Below are 16,251 nucleotides of genomic sequence, written 5' to 3' on the forward strand. Positions count from 1 at the left end.
CTTCTTAAAAAAGCTCGGAAATTATTTTATATTTACTACAATTTATTAATCATTTGATAGTTATAGGATGTAACAGTCAAATGTTAAAATGTTCTCTGATTTCTTTAAAAATTGTAACCCATTAACTCTAAATAAAAGTGAAAGCAAAAGGTTTAGTTCTCGTATTTTTTGTGTTTTTTATTTTTCAATCTTGCGGCAGAAAATCAGCAGCCGATTTTAATTCCGATTTTTCATTATTTAAAGAGTATATAGTCAGTTTCACGGGAGGAATAGTCTCGGCGGAATCAGATATTAGGGTGGTTTTGGCTTTTGATAAAAAAGACTGGAAAGCCAATCAGGTTTTAGACAGCGATTTATTTGATATTTCGCCAAGCGTCGATGGAAAAGTCGTTGCGCTTTCGTCAAATACAATTGCTTTTATTCCAGAAAAAAAGTTGAAACCCGGTACCGAATATCAGGTGACATTAAAGCTGGATAAAATTATTACACTTCCAAAAGAGAAAGAAAAAACACTTTCTGAATTCAATTTTACAGTTAAAACCATAAAGCAGGATTTTACAATCAATACTGCCGATATTCAGTCGTACAGTAAAGAATATCAGTATTTGAACTGTGTTTTAAAAACAGCGGATAATATTGATGTTGAAACGGTTAAAAAATTAGTCGAAGCTAAGCAAAAAGGAAACAATCTTAAAATCAAATTTGAGCAAAAATCAGGTTTTGGTAAAGAATTTCGTTTTATTATCGACAGTATTCAGCGTTATTCTGAAGCTTCAAATTTGGAAATTTTATATGACGGAAGCGATTTTGATATCGAACAAAAAGGACAAATTGATTTCCCGATTACCAATATAAATGAATTTAAAATCGTAAAAGTTGAAGTTCCGGATGGAAGTAATCAATCGGTTTTAATTAATTTTTCTGAACCATTAGAAAAAGGACAAGATTTTAAAGGTTTGGTTTCGATTCAGAACACGAATAATTTAAAATTTTCAACTCAGGGAAATTTGCTGAAAGTTTATTTTAATAATGAAAAAGAAGCCCCGGCAAAAAAAGAAGTAGTAGTTCCGGTTGAAGAAACGGCGGTTTCTATTGTTGATTCGGCGGCAGTTGTTGTCGACAGTGCCGCTACAGTTGTTTCTGAACCAGTAGAAGTGGTTCAGGAAGAAGAAGCCGAGCCGGAACAAATTACGGTAGGAGATTTATTGATTGAAGTTTTTCAGGGAATCGAGAGTCAGTACGGCAAAAAAATGGATGCCAATTATTCTGAAAAAATTTCTTTTGATCAGATAAAACCCAATGTCCGATTTATTAAAAACGGAACAATTCTGCCGAGTTCAAACAACTTGAAACTGAATTTTGAAGCTGTAAATCTGAGCGCAGTTGACGTAAAAGTGTACAAAATTTACAAAAACAATATTCTTCAATTTCTTCAGTATAATGAATTGAACGGAGGTCAAAATCTAAAAAAAGTCGCGCAGCCTATTGCAAAAACAACACTAAATTTAATTGAAAGCAAACTTATAAATCCGAGTAAATGGAACACTTTTGCATTGGATTTATCTAAAATAATTACTCCGGAACCAGGGGCAATTTATAGAGTAGAATTTGTTTTTAAAAAGAAATACTCTTTGTATAAATGCGAAACTTCTGAAGGAAATGATGATGAAACAGAGGAAGAAGAAGTTGATGAAAATGATGTGAATTACAGTGGCAACTCTTACGATGATTATTATTATGATGATTATGAATGGAGAGAAAGTCAGGATCCTTGCTCGAGTTCGTATTATTACAGCGCAAAAATTGCTACCAATATTTTAGCTTCAGATTTGGGTGTGATAGCCAAAAGAGGTGAAAACAAATCGTATTTATTTGCTGTAAATAATATTGTGACGACAAAACCAGTTTCAAATGCGCGAGTTGACTTGTATAATTTCCAACAACAGAAAATTGCAACTCAAGCTACAAGTAGTGAAGGAATTGCTTCTTTTCAATTAGATAAGTTTGCTTATTTTGCGATTGTAACTTTAGGCCAGCAATCTACTTATGTGAAACTAGATGATGGACTTTCGTTGTCTGTCAGTAATTTTGATGTTGCTGGTGAGACTTTGCAAAAAGGCTTAAAAGGATTTATTTATGGCGAACGAGGTGTTTGGCGTCCGGGCGATAATTTGTATTTGTCTTTTATTTTAAATGATGCGTCGAATAAATTGCCAAAATCACATCCGATTAAATTCCGATTAAATGATCCGAACGGAAAGACGGTTTATCAGACAGTTCAAAAAACAAATGAACTGAATCATTATGCTTTTACAGTTCCCACAAACCAAGATGCGCCAACAGGAAACTGGGAAGCAATGGTGAGCGTTGGTGGAGCTAAATTTTATAAAAGCATAAAGATTGAAACCATTAAACCCAACCGTTTAAAAATCAAAAATACGTTTACGAGAAAAACGCTTTCATCATCTTATCCAAACACAGATAATCTTGAAGTGACATGGCTTCACGGAGCAATTGCAAAGAATTTGAATGTTGAAATGCAAGCGAAATTCTCTCAGCAAACAACTACTTTCAAAGGCTATGAAAAATTTACTTTTGATGATTTGGTTCGTCAATTCAATACCGAAGAAATCAATGTTTTCTCAGGAAAATTGAATGAAAATGGAAAAGCGTCAGTAAATATTCAGCCAAAATTGCAAGGTCAGGCGCCGGGAATGCTTCGCGCTTCATTCATTACAAAAGTCTATGAAGAAGGAGGAGATTTCAGTACTGATGTTATTTCTACGACTTATTCTCCGTATAAAACCTATGTCGGAATTAAAGCGCCAGAATTAAACAAGTACAATATGCTTGAAACGAGGACTAATAATCGTTTTGATATTGTTACCGTTGATGAAAACGGAAGACCAAAATCAGTTCGAAACTTAGAAGTAAAAGTGTTTAAAGTTGATTGGCGCTGGTGGTGGGATGCTTCAAGTGATAATTTATCGAATTATAATTCTTCGAATGCGACGACTTCGTATAAAACATTTATAGTTAATACAGATTCAAATGGAAAAGGAAATATTCAGTTTGCTTTAACTGATGAAGAATGGGGCCGTTATTTAATACGTGTATCAGATAATCCAGATGGACATGCAACTGCTTTGACGGTAAATATTGATTGGCCAATCTGGTCTGGAAAAACGCGTAATAGAGATGCTTCAACAGCAAATATGTTGGTGTTTTCTACCGATAAGAAAAATTATGAAGTTGGTGAAAAAGCACAGATTTCGTTCCCTTCAAGCGAAGGCGGGCGTGCATTGATTTCAATAGAAAACGGATCAAAAGTAGTACAGACAATTTGGGCTGAAACTAAAAATGGAGAAACCAAAGTTGAAGTTCCAATTACGGGAGCAATGGCACCAAACGTATATTTTAATATTACATTATTACAGCCTCATGCTTCAACCAAAAATGATTCTCCGATTCGTATGTATGGAATTGTTCCGATTGAAGTTGTAGATAAAAATACGATTCTGGCACCGACAATCTCAATGCCAGATGTTTTGAAACCAGAACAAGCTTTTACAGTGAAAGTTGGTGAAAAATCAGGTAAAGAGATGACTTATACAATTGCAGTTGTCGATGAAGGGCTTTTAGACTTAACCCGTTTTAAAACACCAAATGCTTGGGACAGTTTTTATGTTCGTGAAGCTCTTGGCGTAAAAACTTGGGACGTTTACGATGATGTAATCGGCGCTTATGGTGGAAAAATAAATCAGATTTTCAGTATTGGTGGTGATCAGGATTTAGGTGGTGGAAAAGCTAAAAAAGCCAACCGTTTTAAACCAGTTGTGTTGTATTACGGACCTTTTAAATTAGGAAAAGGGCAAACAAAATCGCATCAATTAAAATTGCCAAAATATATTGGTTCAGTTCGAACAATGGTTGTTGCTGGAGATGCTGCAACAAGTGCTTATGGAAGTGTGGAGAAAGCAACGCCAGTAAAAAGTCCGCTTATGGTTTTGGCTTCTTTGCCGAGAAAAATTTCACCTTCGGAAAAAGTAACGCTTCCGGTAACGGTGTTTGCAACAGAGAACAAAATCAAAAATGTTTCAATTCAAATTAAAACAAGCAACGGATTGAAAGTAATGGGAAGTGCCGTTCAGAAACTAAGTTTTGCACAACCAGAAGAAAAAATGGCTTATTTTAATTTAGTTGTAGGATCTGCAACAGGAATTGCAAAAGTTCAGGTAATTGCTACTTCGGGAAGTGAGAAATCAGTTTATGATGTTGAAATTGATATGACAAATCCTAATCCGGTTACGAGTACTTTTACAGATCTTGTTTTAACACCAAATAGTTCAAAAACAATTTCGTGGAAAACCTTTGGAGTCGCGGGAAGCAACAAAGCAAGATTAGAAGTTTCGTCAATGCCGTCAATGAATTTGAATGGAAGATTGCAATTTTTAATTCAATATCCTCATGGTTGTGTGGAGCAGACAACTTCATCTGTTTTTCCACAATTGTACTTAGGCGATGTGGCTGATATTGATGCAAATCGTAAAGGATTAATCCAAAAAAATATAACTGCTGGAATTGCAAGATTAGGAAATTTCCAATTGTCGAACGGCGGAATGCCTTACTGGCAAGGAAATGCAATAGCTGATGATTGGGGAACTTCATATGCTGGACATTTCTTGATTGAAGCAGAGAAAAAAGGATATGTGTTGCCAATAAACTTCAAATCTAAATGGTTGTCGTATCAGCAGAAAGAATCGAAACAATGGCGTTTTGAACCGAAATATGGAAATGATTTGGCACAGGCGTATCGTTTGTACACATTGGCTTTAGCCGGAAATGCCGATTTATCTTCAATGAATAGATTGCGTGAAACTAAAGGCATTTCGAATGAAGGTATGCTTCGATTAGCCGCAGCTTATGTTTTAGCAGGTCAGAAATCAGCGGGACAAAGCTTGTTCTTACGTACAAGTATTGATGGAAGTTCAGACGGCTATAGCTATTACTATTATGGTTCAAGCGAAAGAAACAGAGCAATGGCTTTAGAGACGATGCTTCTTTTGGATCAGAAACAAAAAGCATTTGCAACCGCGACTAAGTTAGCTAAAGAAATGTCGGCCAATCAATGGATGAGTACACAGACAACGGCATATTGCTTGTATGCAATGTCGAAATTTGCAGTAAGCAATGGTCCAAAGGGAATTAATATTCAGTTTAGTAAAAACGGAAAAGGAGAAACGATTAATACTCAAAAATCAGTTGCAGATCGTAGTCTTTCTGTTGCTTCTGGTATAAACAGTATTACATTGAAAAACAATAAAGCGAATGCAGTTTATGTTCGTGTGCTGAATACTGGAATATTACCTATCGGACAGGAAAATGTGGTTCAAAATGATGTTTCTGCAACTATTGTTTTCAAAAACAGAAAAGGAAGTGTTATTAATGTTTCTAAAATAAGTCAGGGAACTGAGTTTATTGCTGAAGTTACGATTAAAAACCAAAGAGGAGAAAGTATTCAGAATGTTGCCTTATCTCAAATTCTGCCTTCCGGATTTGAAATCGTAAATACTCGTTTCACCGATTATGGAGATGCTGTAAACAATATTGCAGATTATATTGATATTCGTGATGATAGAACTAATTTCTATTTTGGGATGAAAGCCAGAGAGACTAAAGTTTTCAGAATTCTGCTAAACGCATCCTATTTAGGAAATTATTATTTGCCAGGTTTACAGTGTGAAGCCATGTATGATAATACTTTCTTAGCAAGAACAAAAGGATTCTGGGTTGAGGTGGTGAAGTAAATTTATAGCCCACAGATTGTACGGATGAAACGGATTTTAGCTGAGTCACTTAAAAAATATCTGTGCAAACCCGTTTCATCCGTACAATCTGTGGGCAAAAAAACTTAGCAAACTTTGCGGTAACTTAGCGCCTTTGCGGTTAAATAATTACTACGTTGAAAAATAAACTTATAGCGTTTTTACAACGCATTATAAACTGGATAAAAAGAAACAAAATTAAATCGGCAATTGCATTTCTGCTTTTGCTGATTTACTATTTTTCTATACCACGAACTTTGTTCAAAGAACCTTATTCAACTGTGATTGAAAGCAAAGAAGGAGAATTGCTCGGGGCTAAAATCGCTCGTGACGGGCAATGGCGTTTTCCGGCACAAGATAGTGTTCCTGATAAATTCAAAAAATGTATTGTTTATTTTGAAGACGAATATTTCTACAAACATCCTGGCTTCAATCCCGGAGCGATGATAAATGCCTTTAAACAAAACAGAAAAGCTGGAAAAGTAGTTAGAGGAGGAAGCACCTTAACACAGCAAGTAATTAGGCTTTCGCGAAAAGGAAAAAACAGAACGTATTTTGAAAAACTGATAGAAATTATTCTCGCTACCCGATTAGAATTAGGCTATTCTAAAAATGAAATTCTCGAAATGTATGCCGCACACGCGCCATTTGGAGGAAATGTCGTTGGATTAGAAATGGCTTCGTGGCGTTATTTTGGTGTTCAGGCCAATCAATTATCTTGGGCAGAAAATGCTGTTTTGGCTGTATTGCCAAATGCGCCTAGTTTAATTTATCCTGGAAAAAATCAGATAAAATTACTGAACAAAAGAAACCGATTGTTGTTAAAATTGCATCAGGAAGGAATTATTGATAAGCAGACTTACGAACTTTCAATAGAAGAACCTCTTCCTCAAAAACCGTACAATCTACCACAAATTGCGCCTCATTTATTGCAGAGAGTAGCTAAAAATGAAGAAGGAACACGAGTAAAAACGACAATTGATTATGCCTTACAAAATCGCGTAAATCAAATTGCGAGATATTATTATAATCAATACAAACAAAATGAAGTTCATAATCTGGCTATTTTGGTAATAGATGTTCAAAACAGAAATGTAATAAGTTACGTTGGAAATTCTCCAGCAGATGCAGATCATCAAAAAGATGTAGATATAATAGATGCGCCAAGAAGTACAGGAAGTATTTTAAAACCACTTTTATACGGAGCGATGCTTGATGACGGCGAATTACTCCCAAATACTTTAATTGCTGATATTCCAACGCAAATTTCAGGTTATACACCGCAAAATTTTAATCTTACTTTTGATGGAGCAGTTCCGGCACATCGGGCATTATCAAGGTCATTAAATATTCCTGCAGTCTTGATGTTGCAGGATTTTGGCGTAAATAAATTTTACGAAGAATTGCAGAAATTCAAATTAAAGAACATCAACAAAACACCAGACCATTATGGGTTATCGCTTATTTTGGGTGGTGCTGAAAGTAATTTGTGGGATTTATGTAGAGCCTATGCAAATCTTTCTTCTACAGTTAATTATTTCAATAGAAACAATGGTAAATATCGAACTAATGAATTTGCAGAACTCAATTATAAAAATAATTTTAAACCTGATTTTGGATCAGAAACGGATCAAAAAAACATTCTAGGTGCAGGGTCAATTTGGTTGACATACAATGCAATGGAAGAAGTCAATAGACCTGAAGGAGATGAAGCCTGGAAGTTTTACGACAGTTCCCTTAAAATTGCCTGGAAAACAGGAACAAGTTTTGGGAATAGGGATGCGTGGGCTATTGGAACTAATTCAAGATATGTAGTAGGAATTTGGGTTGGAAATGCAACCGGAGAAGGACGCCCTACATTAACTGGAGTTACAAGTGCCGCACCAATTTTATTCGATGTTTTTAATTTATTGCCAAGACAAAGATGGTTTGATACTCCGTATAAGGATTTAGCCGAGGTTGAGGTTTGCCGTTTGAGCGGTTATTTGGCAAAAGATAATTGTCCAAAAATCAAGCAATTGATTACTAAAAAAGGAAAATCGACTAAAATTTGTCCGTATCATAAAGCCATTCATTTAGATAAGACGGAACAATTTCAGGTTAATAGCAGCTGTGAAAGTATAGATAATATTGTGACTAAAAATTGGTTTGTTCTGCCTCCAGTTATGGCTTGGTATTACAAAAGCCAACATATTGAATATTTGCCTTTACCGCCATTTAAAGAAGGTTGTGAAGGAACACAAACCATCACAATGGATTTTATTTATCCAAAAGCAAACAGTAAAATCTATTTAACGAAAGATTTTAACAGTAATGTTCAGCCTGTAATTTTAAAAGTAGCATATTCTGAAAGAGATAAAGAATTGTTTTGGTATGTTGATGATGTTTATAAAGCAACAACAAAAACTTTTCATGAACTGCCCATTACACCAACAACAGGAGCGCATTACATTACAGTTGTAGATGCTTCTGGAAATGAGATTAGAAGAAAAATTGAAATTGTGAGGGAATAATAACCGATTGTCAGGCTGAGCGAAGTCGAAGTCCACGCATGCCAATTGGAGTGCCCTTCGACTTCGCTCAGGGTGACATTAGTTTTCAGAAATATTGGAAAAAAAATCCGTGAATTCGTGGGTATTAAAAAAAAGACACAAAAAAACCGCCAATTTTACGAAAGGCGGTTTTGTTTTTTTATTCTGAAATAACATTTCCTTTTTTATCATAGAAATGGTATTCTAAGTACGTGTAAGCATCACGAGGTATGATTTTCACCCATTTCTTATGTTCAAAAAACCATTTTGAACGTAATGATGGAAAACCTTTACTGAGGTATGCAGCCACAAATGGGTGCGTATTAAGCACAACTTTATTGTGGGTTTTTAAAATTCTTTCTAAGTCAGAGGTGATCTTGTCAATTATTAATATTGGCGCTTCAATTTCGCCATTGACTTTGTTAGGATCTTCTTCTCTGGTTTTGATATTAACTTCTGGTCTTACGCGCTGTCTTGTAATCTGAACAAGTCCAAATTTACTTGGCGGTAATATTTTATGTTTTGCTTTATCGTCGCTCATTTCTTCTCGCAAGAAGTCGAACAAAACTTTCCTGTTTTCTGGATTAGACATATCGATAAAATCAACTACGATAATTCCGCCCATATCTCGCAGACGAAGTTGTCTTGCGATTTCTGCAGCGGCAATCATATTCACTTCCATGGCTGTGTCTTCCTGGTTGGTAGCTTTGTTTGAACGGTTTCCGCTGTTGACATCAATAACGTGCAACGCTTCAGTGTGTTCAATGATAAGATAAGCACCTTTACTCATAGAAACAGTTCGGCCAAAAGAAGTTTTGATTTGTCTCTCTATATTGTATTTCTCGAAAATCGGAGTGTCATTTGATTGATAAAACTTAACAATCGATTGTTTTGAAGGTGCAATTTCTTGCAGATATTCCTTCGTTTGGTGGTACAACTCTTCATCATCTATTTGAATACCGCTGAAGGTATCATTAAATACATCTCTTAATATTGAAGAAGCTCTGTTAAGCTCTCCTAATACTTTCGATGGATGATGAGCAGTTGGTAATTTTTTACACATTGCAGACCATCTGCCAAGCAGGTTCTGCAAATCTTTTTCTAATTCGGCTACGTTTTTGCCTTCGGCTACTGTACGAACAATAACACCAAATCCTTTAGGTTTGATCGATAGAACAAGTTTTTTTAGACGATCCTTTTCTTTTTTGTCTTCTATTTTTTGAGAAATAGAAACGCGATCAGAAAAAGGAACTAGAACGATAAATCTTCCGGCAAGAGAAAGCTCAGCACTTATTCTTGGCCCCTTGGTCGATATAGGTTCTTTAACTACTTGAACTAAGACAGATTGATTGGCACTTAAAATATCAGTAATGATGCCATCTTTGTCAATCTCTTTTTCAAACTGAAAGGTTTTTAGGGAGAAATCTTTTATTTTACCTGCGCTTACAAGTTTTATGAATTTCAGTTGGGAAGCTAGATTTGGACCTAAATCGTGATAATGTAAAAAGGCATCTTTTTCGAAGCCAACATTCACAAAAGCAGCGTTAAGTCCTGCAACTGGTTTTCTGATTTTGGCAATAAAAATATCACCAACCTGAAAGTTGCTTTTTTCTTCTTCTTTGTGTAATTCAATTAGTTTTCCATCTTTTAATAAGGCAAAATCTACTGCTTCAGAACTAGATCTAATGATTAATTCTTTATTCACACTGTAAATTTTTATCTGTTTTTTCAGAAAATAGAAAAAAGAGCAAAGAATATAGACTTTTAACAAAATCTAAAATCTGAAATCTAAAATCTAAAATCTTATCTACAGATGGATTAAACAATATTTTTAACAGGTATTAACCCGGTGAAAAGAAGATTAGTAGAGAATTGAGTAAAGAGAATAGACTTTTTGTTGTCTATATTCTATTTTTTTTTCTCTTTCATCTTTTTTCAATTTCAATGAACTTTTAAAAAGAAAAAAGTAGTTTAAAACTACTTTTTCTTTTTGTGACGGTTAGCTCTCGCTCTTTTTTTACGTTTGTGAGTAGCTACCTTATGTCTCTTTCTTTTTTTACCACTTGGCATATCGTGTCAGATTTTATGTTAATTAATAGTATTATTTTGCTTCGTTGTTCGTTTTTACTCCTTCTACAAAAACTTTTGCAGGTTTAAACGCAGGGATGTTGTGTGCTGGAATTTTGATAGTTGTGTTTTTAGAAATGTTTCTACCAGTCTTTTCAGCTCTTGTTTTAACGATAAAGCTTCCGAAACCTCTTAGGTAAACATTGTCACCAGTTTCTAATGAAGTCTTAACTTCTTCCATAAAAGTTTCTACTGTTGCTTGAACATCTCCTTTTTCAAGACCAAGTTTCTCTGAAATTTTCGCTACGATATCTGCTTTCGTCATTTTCTTTCCTATTTTATTTTATAAATGATGTACTATTTTTTTGAGTTTGCAAATATAGGAATTAAAAAAATAATTAATCAAGCTAATTCGTTAAATTTTAATTACATAAACATTTACTTTTGTTTTCTAAGTATTTTTCAATGGATTTTTATAACGTACTGATAAATTGGTATTTACAAAACAAACGTGATTTGCCATGGCGTAAAACGGCCGATCCTTACCTGATTTGGCTCTCAGAAATTATGCTTCAGCAAACTCGTGTTGCTCAAGGAATGCCTTATTTTTTTGCATTTACAAAGGAATTTCCTACTGTTTTTGATTTGGCAAATGCTTCAGAAGAGCAAGTTTTGAAACTTTGGCAGGGATTAGGATACTATTCTCGTGCTCGAAATTTGCATAAAACAGCTCAATATGTGGCAAATGAACTAAATGGCGTTTTTCCGGAAAATTATAAAAGCTTGTTGCAATTAAAAGGAGTAGGCGAATATACTGCCGCTGCAATTGCTTCTTTCTCTTATAATGAAGCTGTTCCTGTTGTTGATGGAAATGTTTTCAGAGTGCTTTCGCGGTATTTTGATATAGAGTCTGATATTGCTTTGCCGGCGACTAAAAAAGAGTTTACCGAATTAGCCTATGAATTAATGCCGAAAGACAACGCCGCAATCTTTAATCAAGCCATAATGGAATTTGGTGCTTTGCAATGTGTGCCGAAAAGTCCTAATTGCATGGTTTGTGTTTTTAACGAAAGCTGTGCCGCATTACAAAAAAAGAAAGTGGCTGACTTGCCAGTAAAATTGAAAAAGACAAAAGTCACAAATCGTTACTTTAATTATTTGGTTTTAGAAGATGTTCTTGGCAATACATTAATCCAAAAAAGAACGGCTAAAGGAATTTGGCATAATTTATATGAATTTCCTCTTTTGGAAACGGACGAAATTGTGGGTTTTGAAACAATATCAAAAGTGGCACAAAAAGACATTTTTCCTTCCTATACTATTATAGGCATAGAAGAATGCGCAGAAACTACTGTTGTTCACAAACTTTCGCACCAACACCTTCATATACAGTTCTGGAAGGTTAAAATTAATTCTAAAATAGAGAATGGTTTGAGTTCCAGTGAGTTAAAAACGTTTCCTTTTCCAATTGTGATTTATAATTTTATTGAAAAGCAAGAAATAAATTGCTAAAAAAATGTATCTTTGGGAGAAATACTACCAAAAACTATGAACGGAACATTAAATAAGGTGATGCTAATTGGCCATTTAGGTGATGATGTAAAAATGCATTATTTTGATGGAGGAAACTGCATAGGACGTTTTCAGTTAGCTACAAATGAAGTTTACATTAATAAAACCACTAATGAAAAAATAACTTCTACAGAGTGGCATAATTTAGTTGTACGCAACAAAGCTGCTGAAATTTGTGAAAAATATTTATCAAAAGGGGATAAAATTTATGTCGAAGGACGTATAAAATCCCGTCAATGGCAGGCAGAAGACGGTACGACAAAATATACTACAGAAATTCAGGTTACAGAGTTTACTTTCCTGACAACCAAAAAAGAAACCGGAAATCATAAGCCACATCAGGATCAGGAATCGGCAAAAAATACTAACTTTGACGCTTCAAACGAAAGCTTGCCTATAAACGACTTGCCTTTCTGATTGTTTAACTAATCTTTTTTAATTTGGACCCAGAGCCCAGTTTACTTTTATCTACAACTTTAGACATCAATTTAATAATTGGTTTTGTCGGAATATTTATTTTGCTGTTTTTATCAGCCATTGTTTCAGGCGCCGAAGTCGCTCTTTTTTCTTTGTCTCAAAAAGATATTGATGAAGCTCTGAACGAAAATCTCTCCAAAGGAAAAATCATTTCAAATCTTTTAGATAAGCCAAAGAAATTGCTGGCAACGCTTTTAGTTGCTAATAATTTTCTGAATATCGGGGTTGTTATTCTCTTTTCGTTTATTGGCAGAAATATTTTTTCTCATATCACTTCGCCTGCTTTTAAATTCTTTTTAGAAGTAGTTTTGGTCACTTTTCTGATATTATTATTTGCAGAAGTATTGCCGAAGGTTTACGCCAGCCGAAACAATTTAAAATTTGCAAAACGTGTTGCTTATCCTATCGCTTTTTTAGATAAATTACTTTCGCCAATAAGTTTGCCGATGCGCGCTGTTACCTTATATTTGCAGCGTAAATTGGGAAAGCAGAAAAACAGTTTTTCAATAAATCAGATTTCGCAAGCCTTGGAACTTACAGATTCTGAAGGAACATCAACCGAAGAACAAAAAATATTAGAGGGAATTGTTTCTTTTGGAAATACAGATACGAAGCAAGTTATGAGTCCGCGAATTGATATTTTTGCTTTGGAAATTTCAGAAACATTCGCAGAAATTTATCCTAAAATAATAGAAAAGGGATTTTCAAGAATTCCAATTTATAAAGATAATATTGATCAGATTGAAGGCGTTTTATTCGTAAAAGATTTATTGCCTCATATTGATAAAGAGGAATTTGATTGGACCGCTTTAATGAGGGAAGCTTTTTTTGTTCCAGAGAATAAAAAACTGGACAATCTGTTGAAAGATTTTCAAGGCCTTAAAAGCCATTTGGCAATAGTAGTTGATGAATATGGCGGTACATCTGGATTGGTTTCATTAGAAGATGTAATAGAGGAAATAGTAGGAGATATTAGTGATGAGTTTGATGATGAAAATCTGAATTTCTCGCAGATTGATGAAAAGAATTTTTTATTTGAAGGAAAAATCAATTTGAAAGATTTTTACAGAATTGTAGATGTTGATGAAGATGTTTTTGATGAGCAAAAAGGCGAAGCCGAAACATTGGCAGGATTTATTCTGGAAATTTTAGGGAATTTTCCGAAAAAAGACCAAAAAATAGCTTTCGAAAACTGTGTTTTTACAATAGAAACCGTTGATAAAAAGCGTATAAAGCAAATAAAAGTAACGATAGATTAAGATGTTAAAAAAGATAATTTCAACGGCAGTAATTTTACTGACTCTAACGGTAGTAAGTTGTAAAGACGATGTATTGCCAAAACCGGCAAGTTTTCTGCGTTTGGATTATCCGGAAGCAAAATATGTTCATTTTGAAAATACTTGCCCCTTTGTTTTTGATATGAATGAAGCGGCAATTATTAAAGGTGAAAAAGATTGCGGATTTGCGATTACGTATCCAAAAATGAAAGCTACAATTTACCTGACTTATAAACCTGTTCACGGAGATATTAATAAGCTTTTAAAAGATGCTCAAAAACTAACATACGAGCATGTTATCAAAGCTGATGATATTTTAGAACAGCCTTATTTAAATCAAGAAAAAAAGGTTTACGGAATGTTTTATCAAGTTGATGGTAATGCAGCTACAAACTCACAATTTTACGTTACAGACAGTACGAAACACTTTTTAATTGGTTCGGTTTATTTTTATGCAAAACCTAATTTTGATTCGGTTATGCCGGCTGTGAGTTATATCAAAAATGATATGCAGCGTTTGATGGAAACGATAAAATGGAAATAAAAGACATTAAAAAGGCGCTCAATTTGAACGCCTTTTTAATTATATGATTTGAGAATTTAAGATTTAAAATTCGAAACTTTATATGTTTTCCCGTCTCCAGTTCCTTGGACAACTCTTGTCAAAGATTCAGCATTTTGAATCGTTTTGTCAAAAGTTACAGTTGCTATTTTTTTGTCAAAATCAACAGTTGCTTTTTCAACGCCATCAAGATTTGATAATTCTTTTTCAATAGTTTTGGCACATCCCATTGCGCAAGTCATTCCTTCAATTTCGAAACTTGCTGTTTGTACGTTTTCGGCAGCAATTGCTTTGTGTTCTTTTGAAGTTGTTTCTAATGGTTTTATGTTAGCCAAATTTTTATCTTCTTCTTTTTTGCAGCTAACGAATACTAAACCGGCAATAGCTAGTGATGCGAATATTTTAGTGAATTTCATATTTATGATTTTTAAATTGTCAATATGTTTGTTGTAAAATTAATAAAATTCAAGAGGTCAGTTCGTAAAAATAGTACAAATTTGCAGTAAAATGGTGTTTATGGATGCAAAACAATTAAAGTGGGCGTATTTGTTAGTTCTTTCTCTTATTTGGGGAAGTTCTTTTATTTTAATTAAAAGAGGATTGGTTGGTTTAACCGCAATTCAGGTTGGATCTTTCCGAATTATTTTTGCAGCCTTATTTTTGTTGATTATTGGATTTAGAAGTTTGAAGAAAATTTCGCTTCGCCAATGGAAATTTGTTGCCATAACTTCGTTTTTCGGAACCTTTACGCCAGCTTATCTTTTTGCTATTGCAGAAACGGAAGTTGACAGTTCAATTGTAGCGATTTTAAATTCACTTACGCCCTTAAATACATTGGTTTTAGGAATTCTCATTTTCGGAATTCAGTTTCAAAAAAGACAAGTATTAGGCGTTTTTGTTGGATTGGTTGGCTGCCTTTTGTTGGTTTTGAGCGGGGCATCAGCGCATCCGGGACAAAATTACTATTATGTGGTTTTGGTTGTAATTGCAACGCTTTGTTATGCAATAAATGTGAATTTGATTAAAAAGTATTTGTCTGATTTGAATTCGCTAAGTATTACAACTGGAAATTTTATGGTTTTGCTTTTGCCTGCATTAATTATTTTAAGCACGACCGATATTTCTCAAAGAATAAATATGGATATCACACAGCATTCCATATTTTTTGTAATGATTTTAGGGGTTTTAGGAACCGGAATTGCAAATGTTTTGTTCTTTAAATTGATCCAAATATCTTCTCCTGTTTTTGCAACTTCTGTTACTTATTTAATTCCGATTGTTGCTTTCTTCTGGGGGTTGTTAGATAATGAGATGCTGACCCCAATTCAGTTTTTTGGAGCATTTATTATTTTGATTGGAGTTTATTTGTCGGCTAAAAAGTAGATTCAAGTTGAGGGTATGCATTGCATTTTAAATCAATTATTTTCGAAAAAAATATGAAAGAGTTAATTGAAAAATTACTTTTGAAAGAATCAATAGAATTCAACGGCTCAATCGCTGAATTAAAAGAAAAAATTCAAATTGGCACAGACCGAAAATTTAGATTTGAATGGATTTCTGAAAATGATTTTAAAATTCTCTCGAAAATTTCATTAGGAACTTTTATTCTCAATTCCAATCCTGGATATTTTGAGGGAATAAAAGGTTTTGGAAAGTTGACAGAATTAAAAAATGGAAAAACCAAAATCGATTTGAATACTAAACTCCGCGTTGAACTTTATTTTGCTGCAATTTTGCCAACGCTTACATTTATCGTTTCGTTTTTGAGTGGTAATAAAACACCATTCTGGAGTGTTTTTTTAATTCCAGTTGTTGTTGTTTTATGGTTTTGGTTTATTTACAGATGTCAAGAAGAAATGCTTTTCAGAAAATTTATAAATTATATAAAAACTGAATAGGGCGCTAAAAAAGTTGCTGTAAGTTGTAGTTTTAATAAAAGT

The 16,251-nt window shown here is 34.0% G+C and carries 11 protein-coding genes; 8 read left to right on the forward strand and 3 right to left on the reverse strand.

What is annotated here, in order from left to right; genetic code table 11:
- Nucleotides 1–137: 137 nt before the first annotated feature.
- The gene (locus tag ACWA1B_RS04910; RefSeq protein ID WP_456904710.1) at nucleotides 138–5,807 is read left to right on the forward strand and encodes an alpha-2-macroglobulin family protein; all 5,670 of its coding nucleotides are present in this window, start codon (nucleotides 138–140) and stop codon (nucleotides 5,805–5,807) included.
- Nucleotides 5,808–5,962: 155 nt separating this feature from the next.
- On the forward strand, nucleotides 5,963–8,338 hold the full coding sequence (gene pbpC, locus ACWA1B_RS04915) for a penicillin-binding protein 1C (RefSeq protein ID WP_456904711.1): 2,376 nt from the start codon (nucleotides 5,963–5,965) through the stop codon (nucleotides 8,336–8,338).
- Between the two features lie 178 nt (nucleotides 8,339–8,516).
- On the opposite strand, the gene ACWA1B_RS04920 is transcribed toward pbpC, so the two are convergent.
- A complete protein-coding gene (locus ACWA1B_RS04920) occupies nucleotides 8,517–10,061 on the reverse strand; it encodes an Rne/Rng family ribonuclease (RefSeq protein ID WP_456904712.1) in 1,545 nt (514 codons plus the stop codon).
- A gap of 396 nt (nucleotides 10,062–10,457) precedes the next feature.
- Nucleotides 10,458–10,748: an HU family DNA-binding protein gene (locus ACWA1B_RS04925; RefSeq protein WP_007805026.1), complete on the reverse strand. Its 291-nt coding sequence runs from the start codon at nucleotides 10,746–10,748 to the stop codon at nucleotides 10,458–10,460.
- A 140-nt stretch (nucleotides 10,749–10,888) separates the two neighbouring features.
- On the opposite strand from ACWA1B_RS04925, the gene mutY reads away from it, so the two are divergent.
- The 4 genes from mutY to gldD are packed head-to-tail and all read left to right on the forward strand — an operon-like array spanning nucleotide 10,889 to nucleotide 14,293.
- Complete coding sequence (gene mutY, locus ACWA1B_RS04930) at nucleotides 10,889–11,935, forward strand: A/G-specific adenine glycosylase (RefSeq protein ID WP_456904713.1); 1,047 nt, start codon at nucleotides 10,889–10,891, stop codon at nucleotides 11,933–11,935.
- 36 nt (nucleotides 11,936–11,971) lie between these two features.
- On the forward strand, nucleotides 11,972–12,412 hold the full coding sequence (locus ACWA1B_RS04935; protein ID WP_026983816.1) for a single-stranded DNA-binding protein: 441 nt from the start codon (nucleotides 11,972–11,974) through the stop codon (nucleotides 12,410–12,412).
- Nucleotides 12,413–12,435: 23 nt separating this feature from the next.
- On the forward strand, nucleotides 12,436–13,731 hold the full coding sequence (locus tag ACWA1B_RS04940; protein WP_456904714.1) for a gliding motility-associated protein GldE: 1,296 nt from the start codon (nucleotides 12,436–12,438) through the stop codon (nucleotides 13,729–13,731).
- Between the two features lies 1 nt (nucleotide 13,732).
- Entirely contained in the window at nucleotides 13,733–14,293 is a 561-nt protein-coding gene (gldD, locus tag ACWA1B_RS04945; protein WP_456904715.1) for a gliding motility lipoprotein GldD, read from the forward strand.
- Nucleotides 14,294–14,349: 56 nt separating this feature from the next.
- On the opposite strand, the gene ACWA1B_RS04950 is transcribed toward gldD, so the two are convergent.
- The gene (locus ACWA1B_RS04950) at nucleotides 14,350–14,727 is read right to left on the reverse strand and encodes a heavy-metal-associated domain-containing protein (RefSeq protein WP_456904716.1); all 378 of its coding nucleotides are present in this window, start codon (nucleotides 14,725–14,727) and stop codon (nucleotides 14,350–14,352) included.
- A gap of 100 nt (nucleotides 14,728–14,827) precedes the next feature.
- On the opposite strand from ACWA1B_RS04950, the gene ACWA1B_RS04955 reads away from it, so the two are divergent.
- Both ACWA1B_RS04955 and ACWA1B_RS04960 read left to right on the forward strand, forming a co-directional pair.
- Nucleotides 14,828–15,694 (forward strand): DMT family transporter, encoded by an 867-nt coding sequence (locus ACWA1B_RS04955; protein ID WP_456904717.1) that lies wholly within the window; start codon nucleotides 14,828–14,830, stop codon nucleotides 15,692–15,694.
- Between the two features lie 53 nt (nucleotides 15,695–15,747).
- Entirely contained in the window at nucleotides 15,748–16,209 is a 462-nt protein-coding gene (locus tag ACWA1B_RS04960) for a hypothetical protein (RefSeq protein WP_456904718.1), read from the forward strand.
- The last annotated feature ends 42 nt before the right edge of the window (nucleotides 16,210–16,251 follow it).

The organism is Flavobacterium xizangense (genome assembly GCF_054075145.1).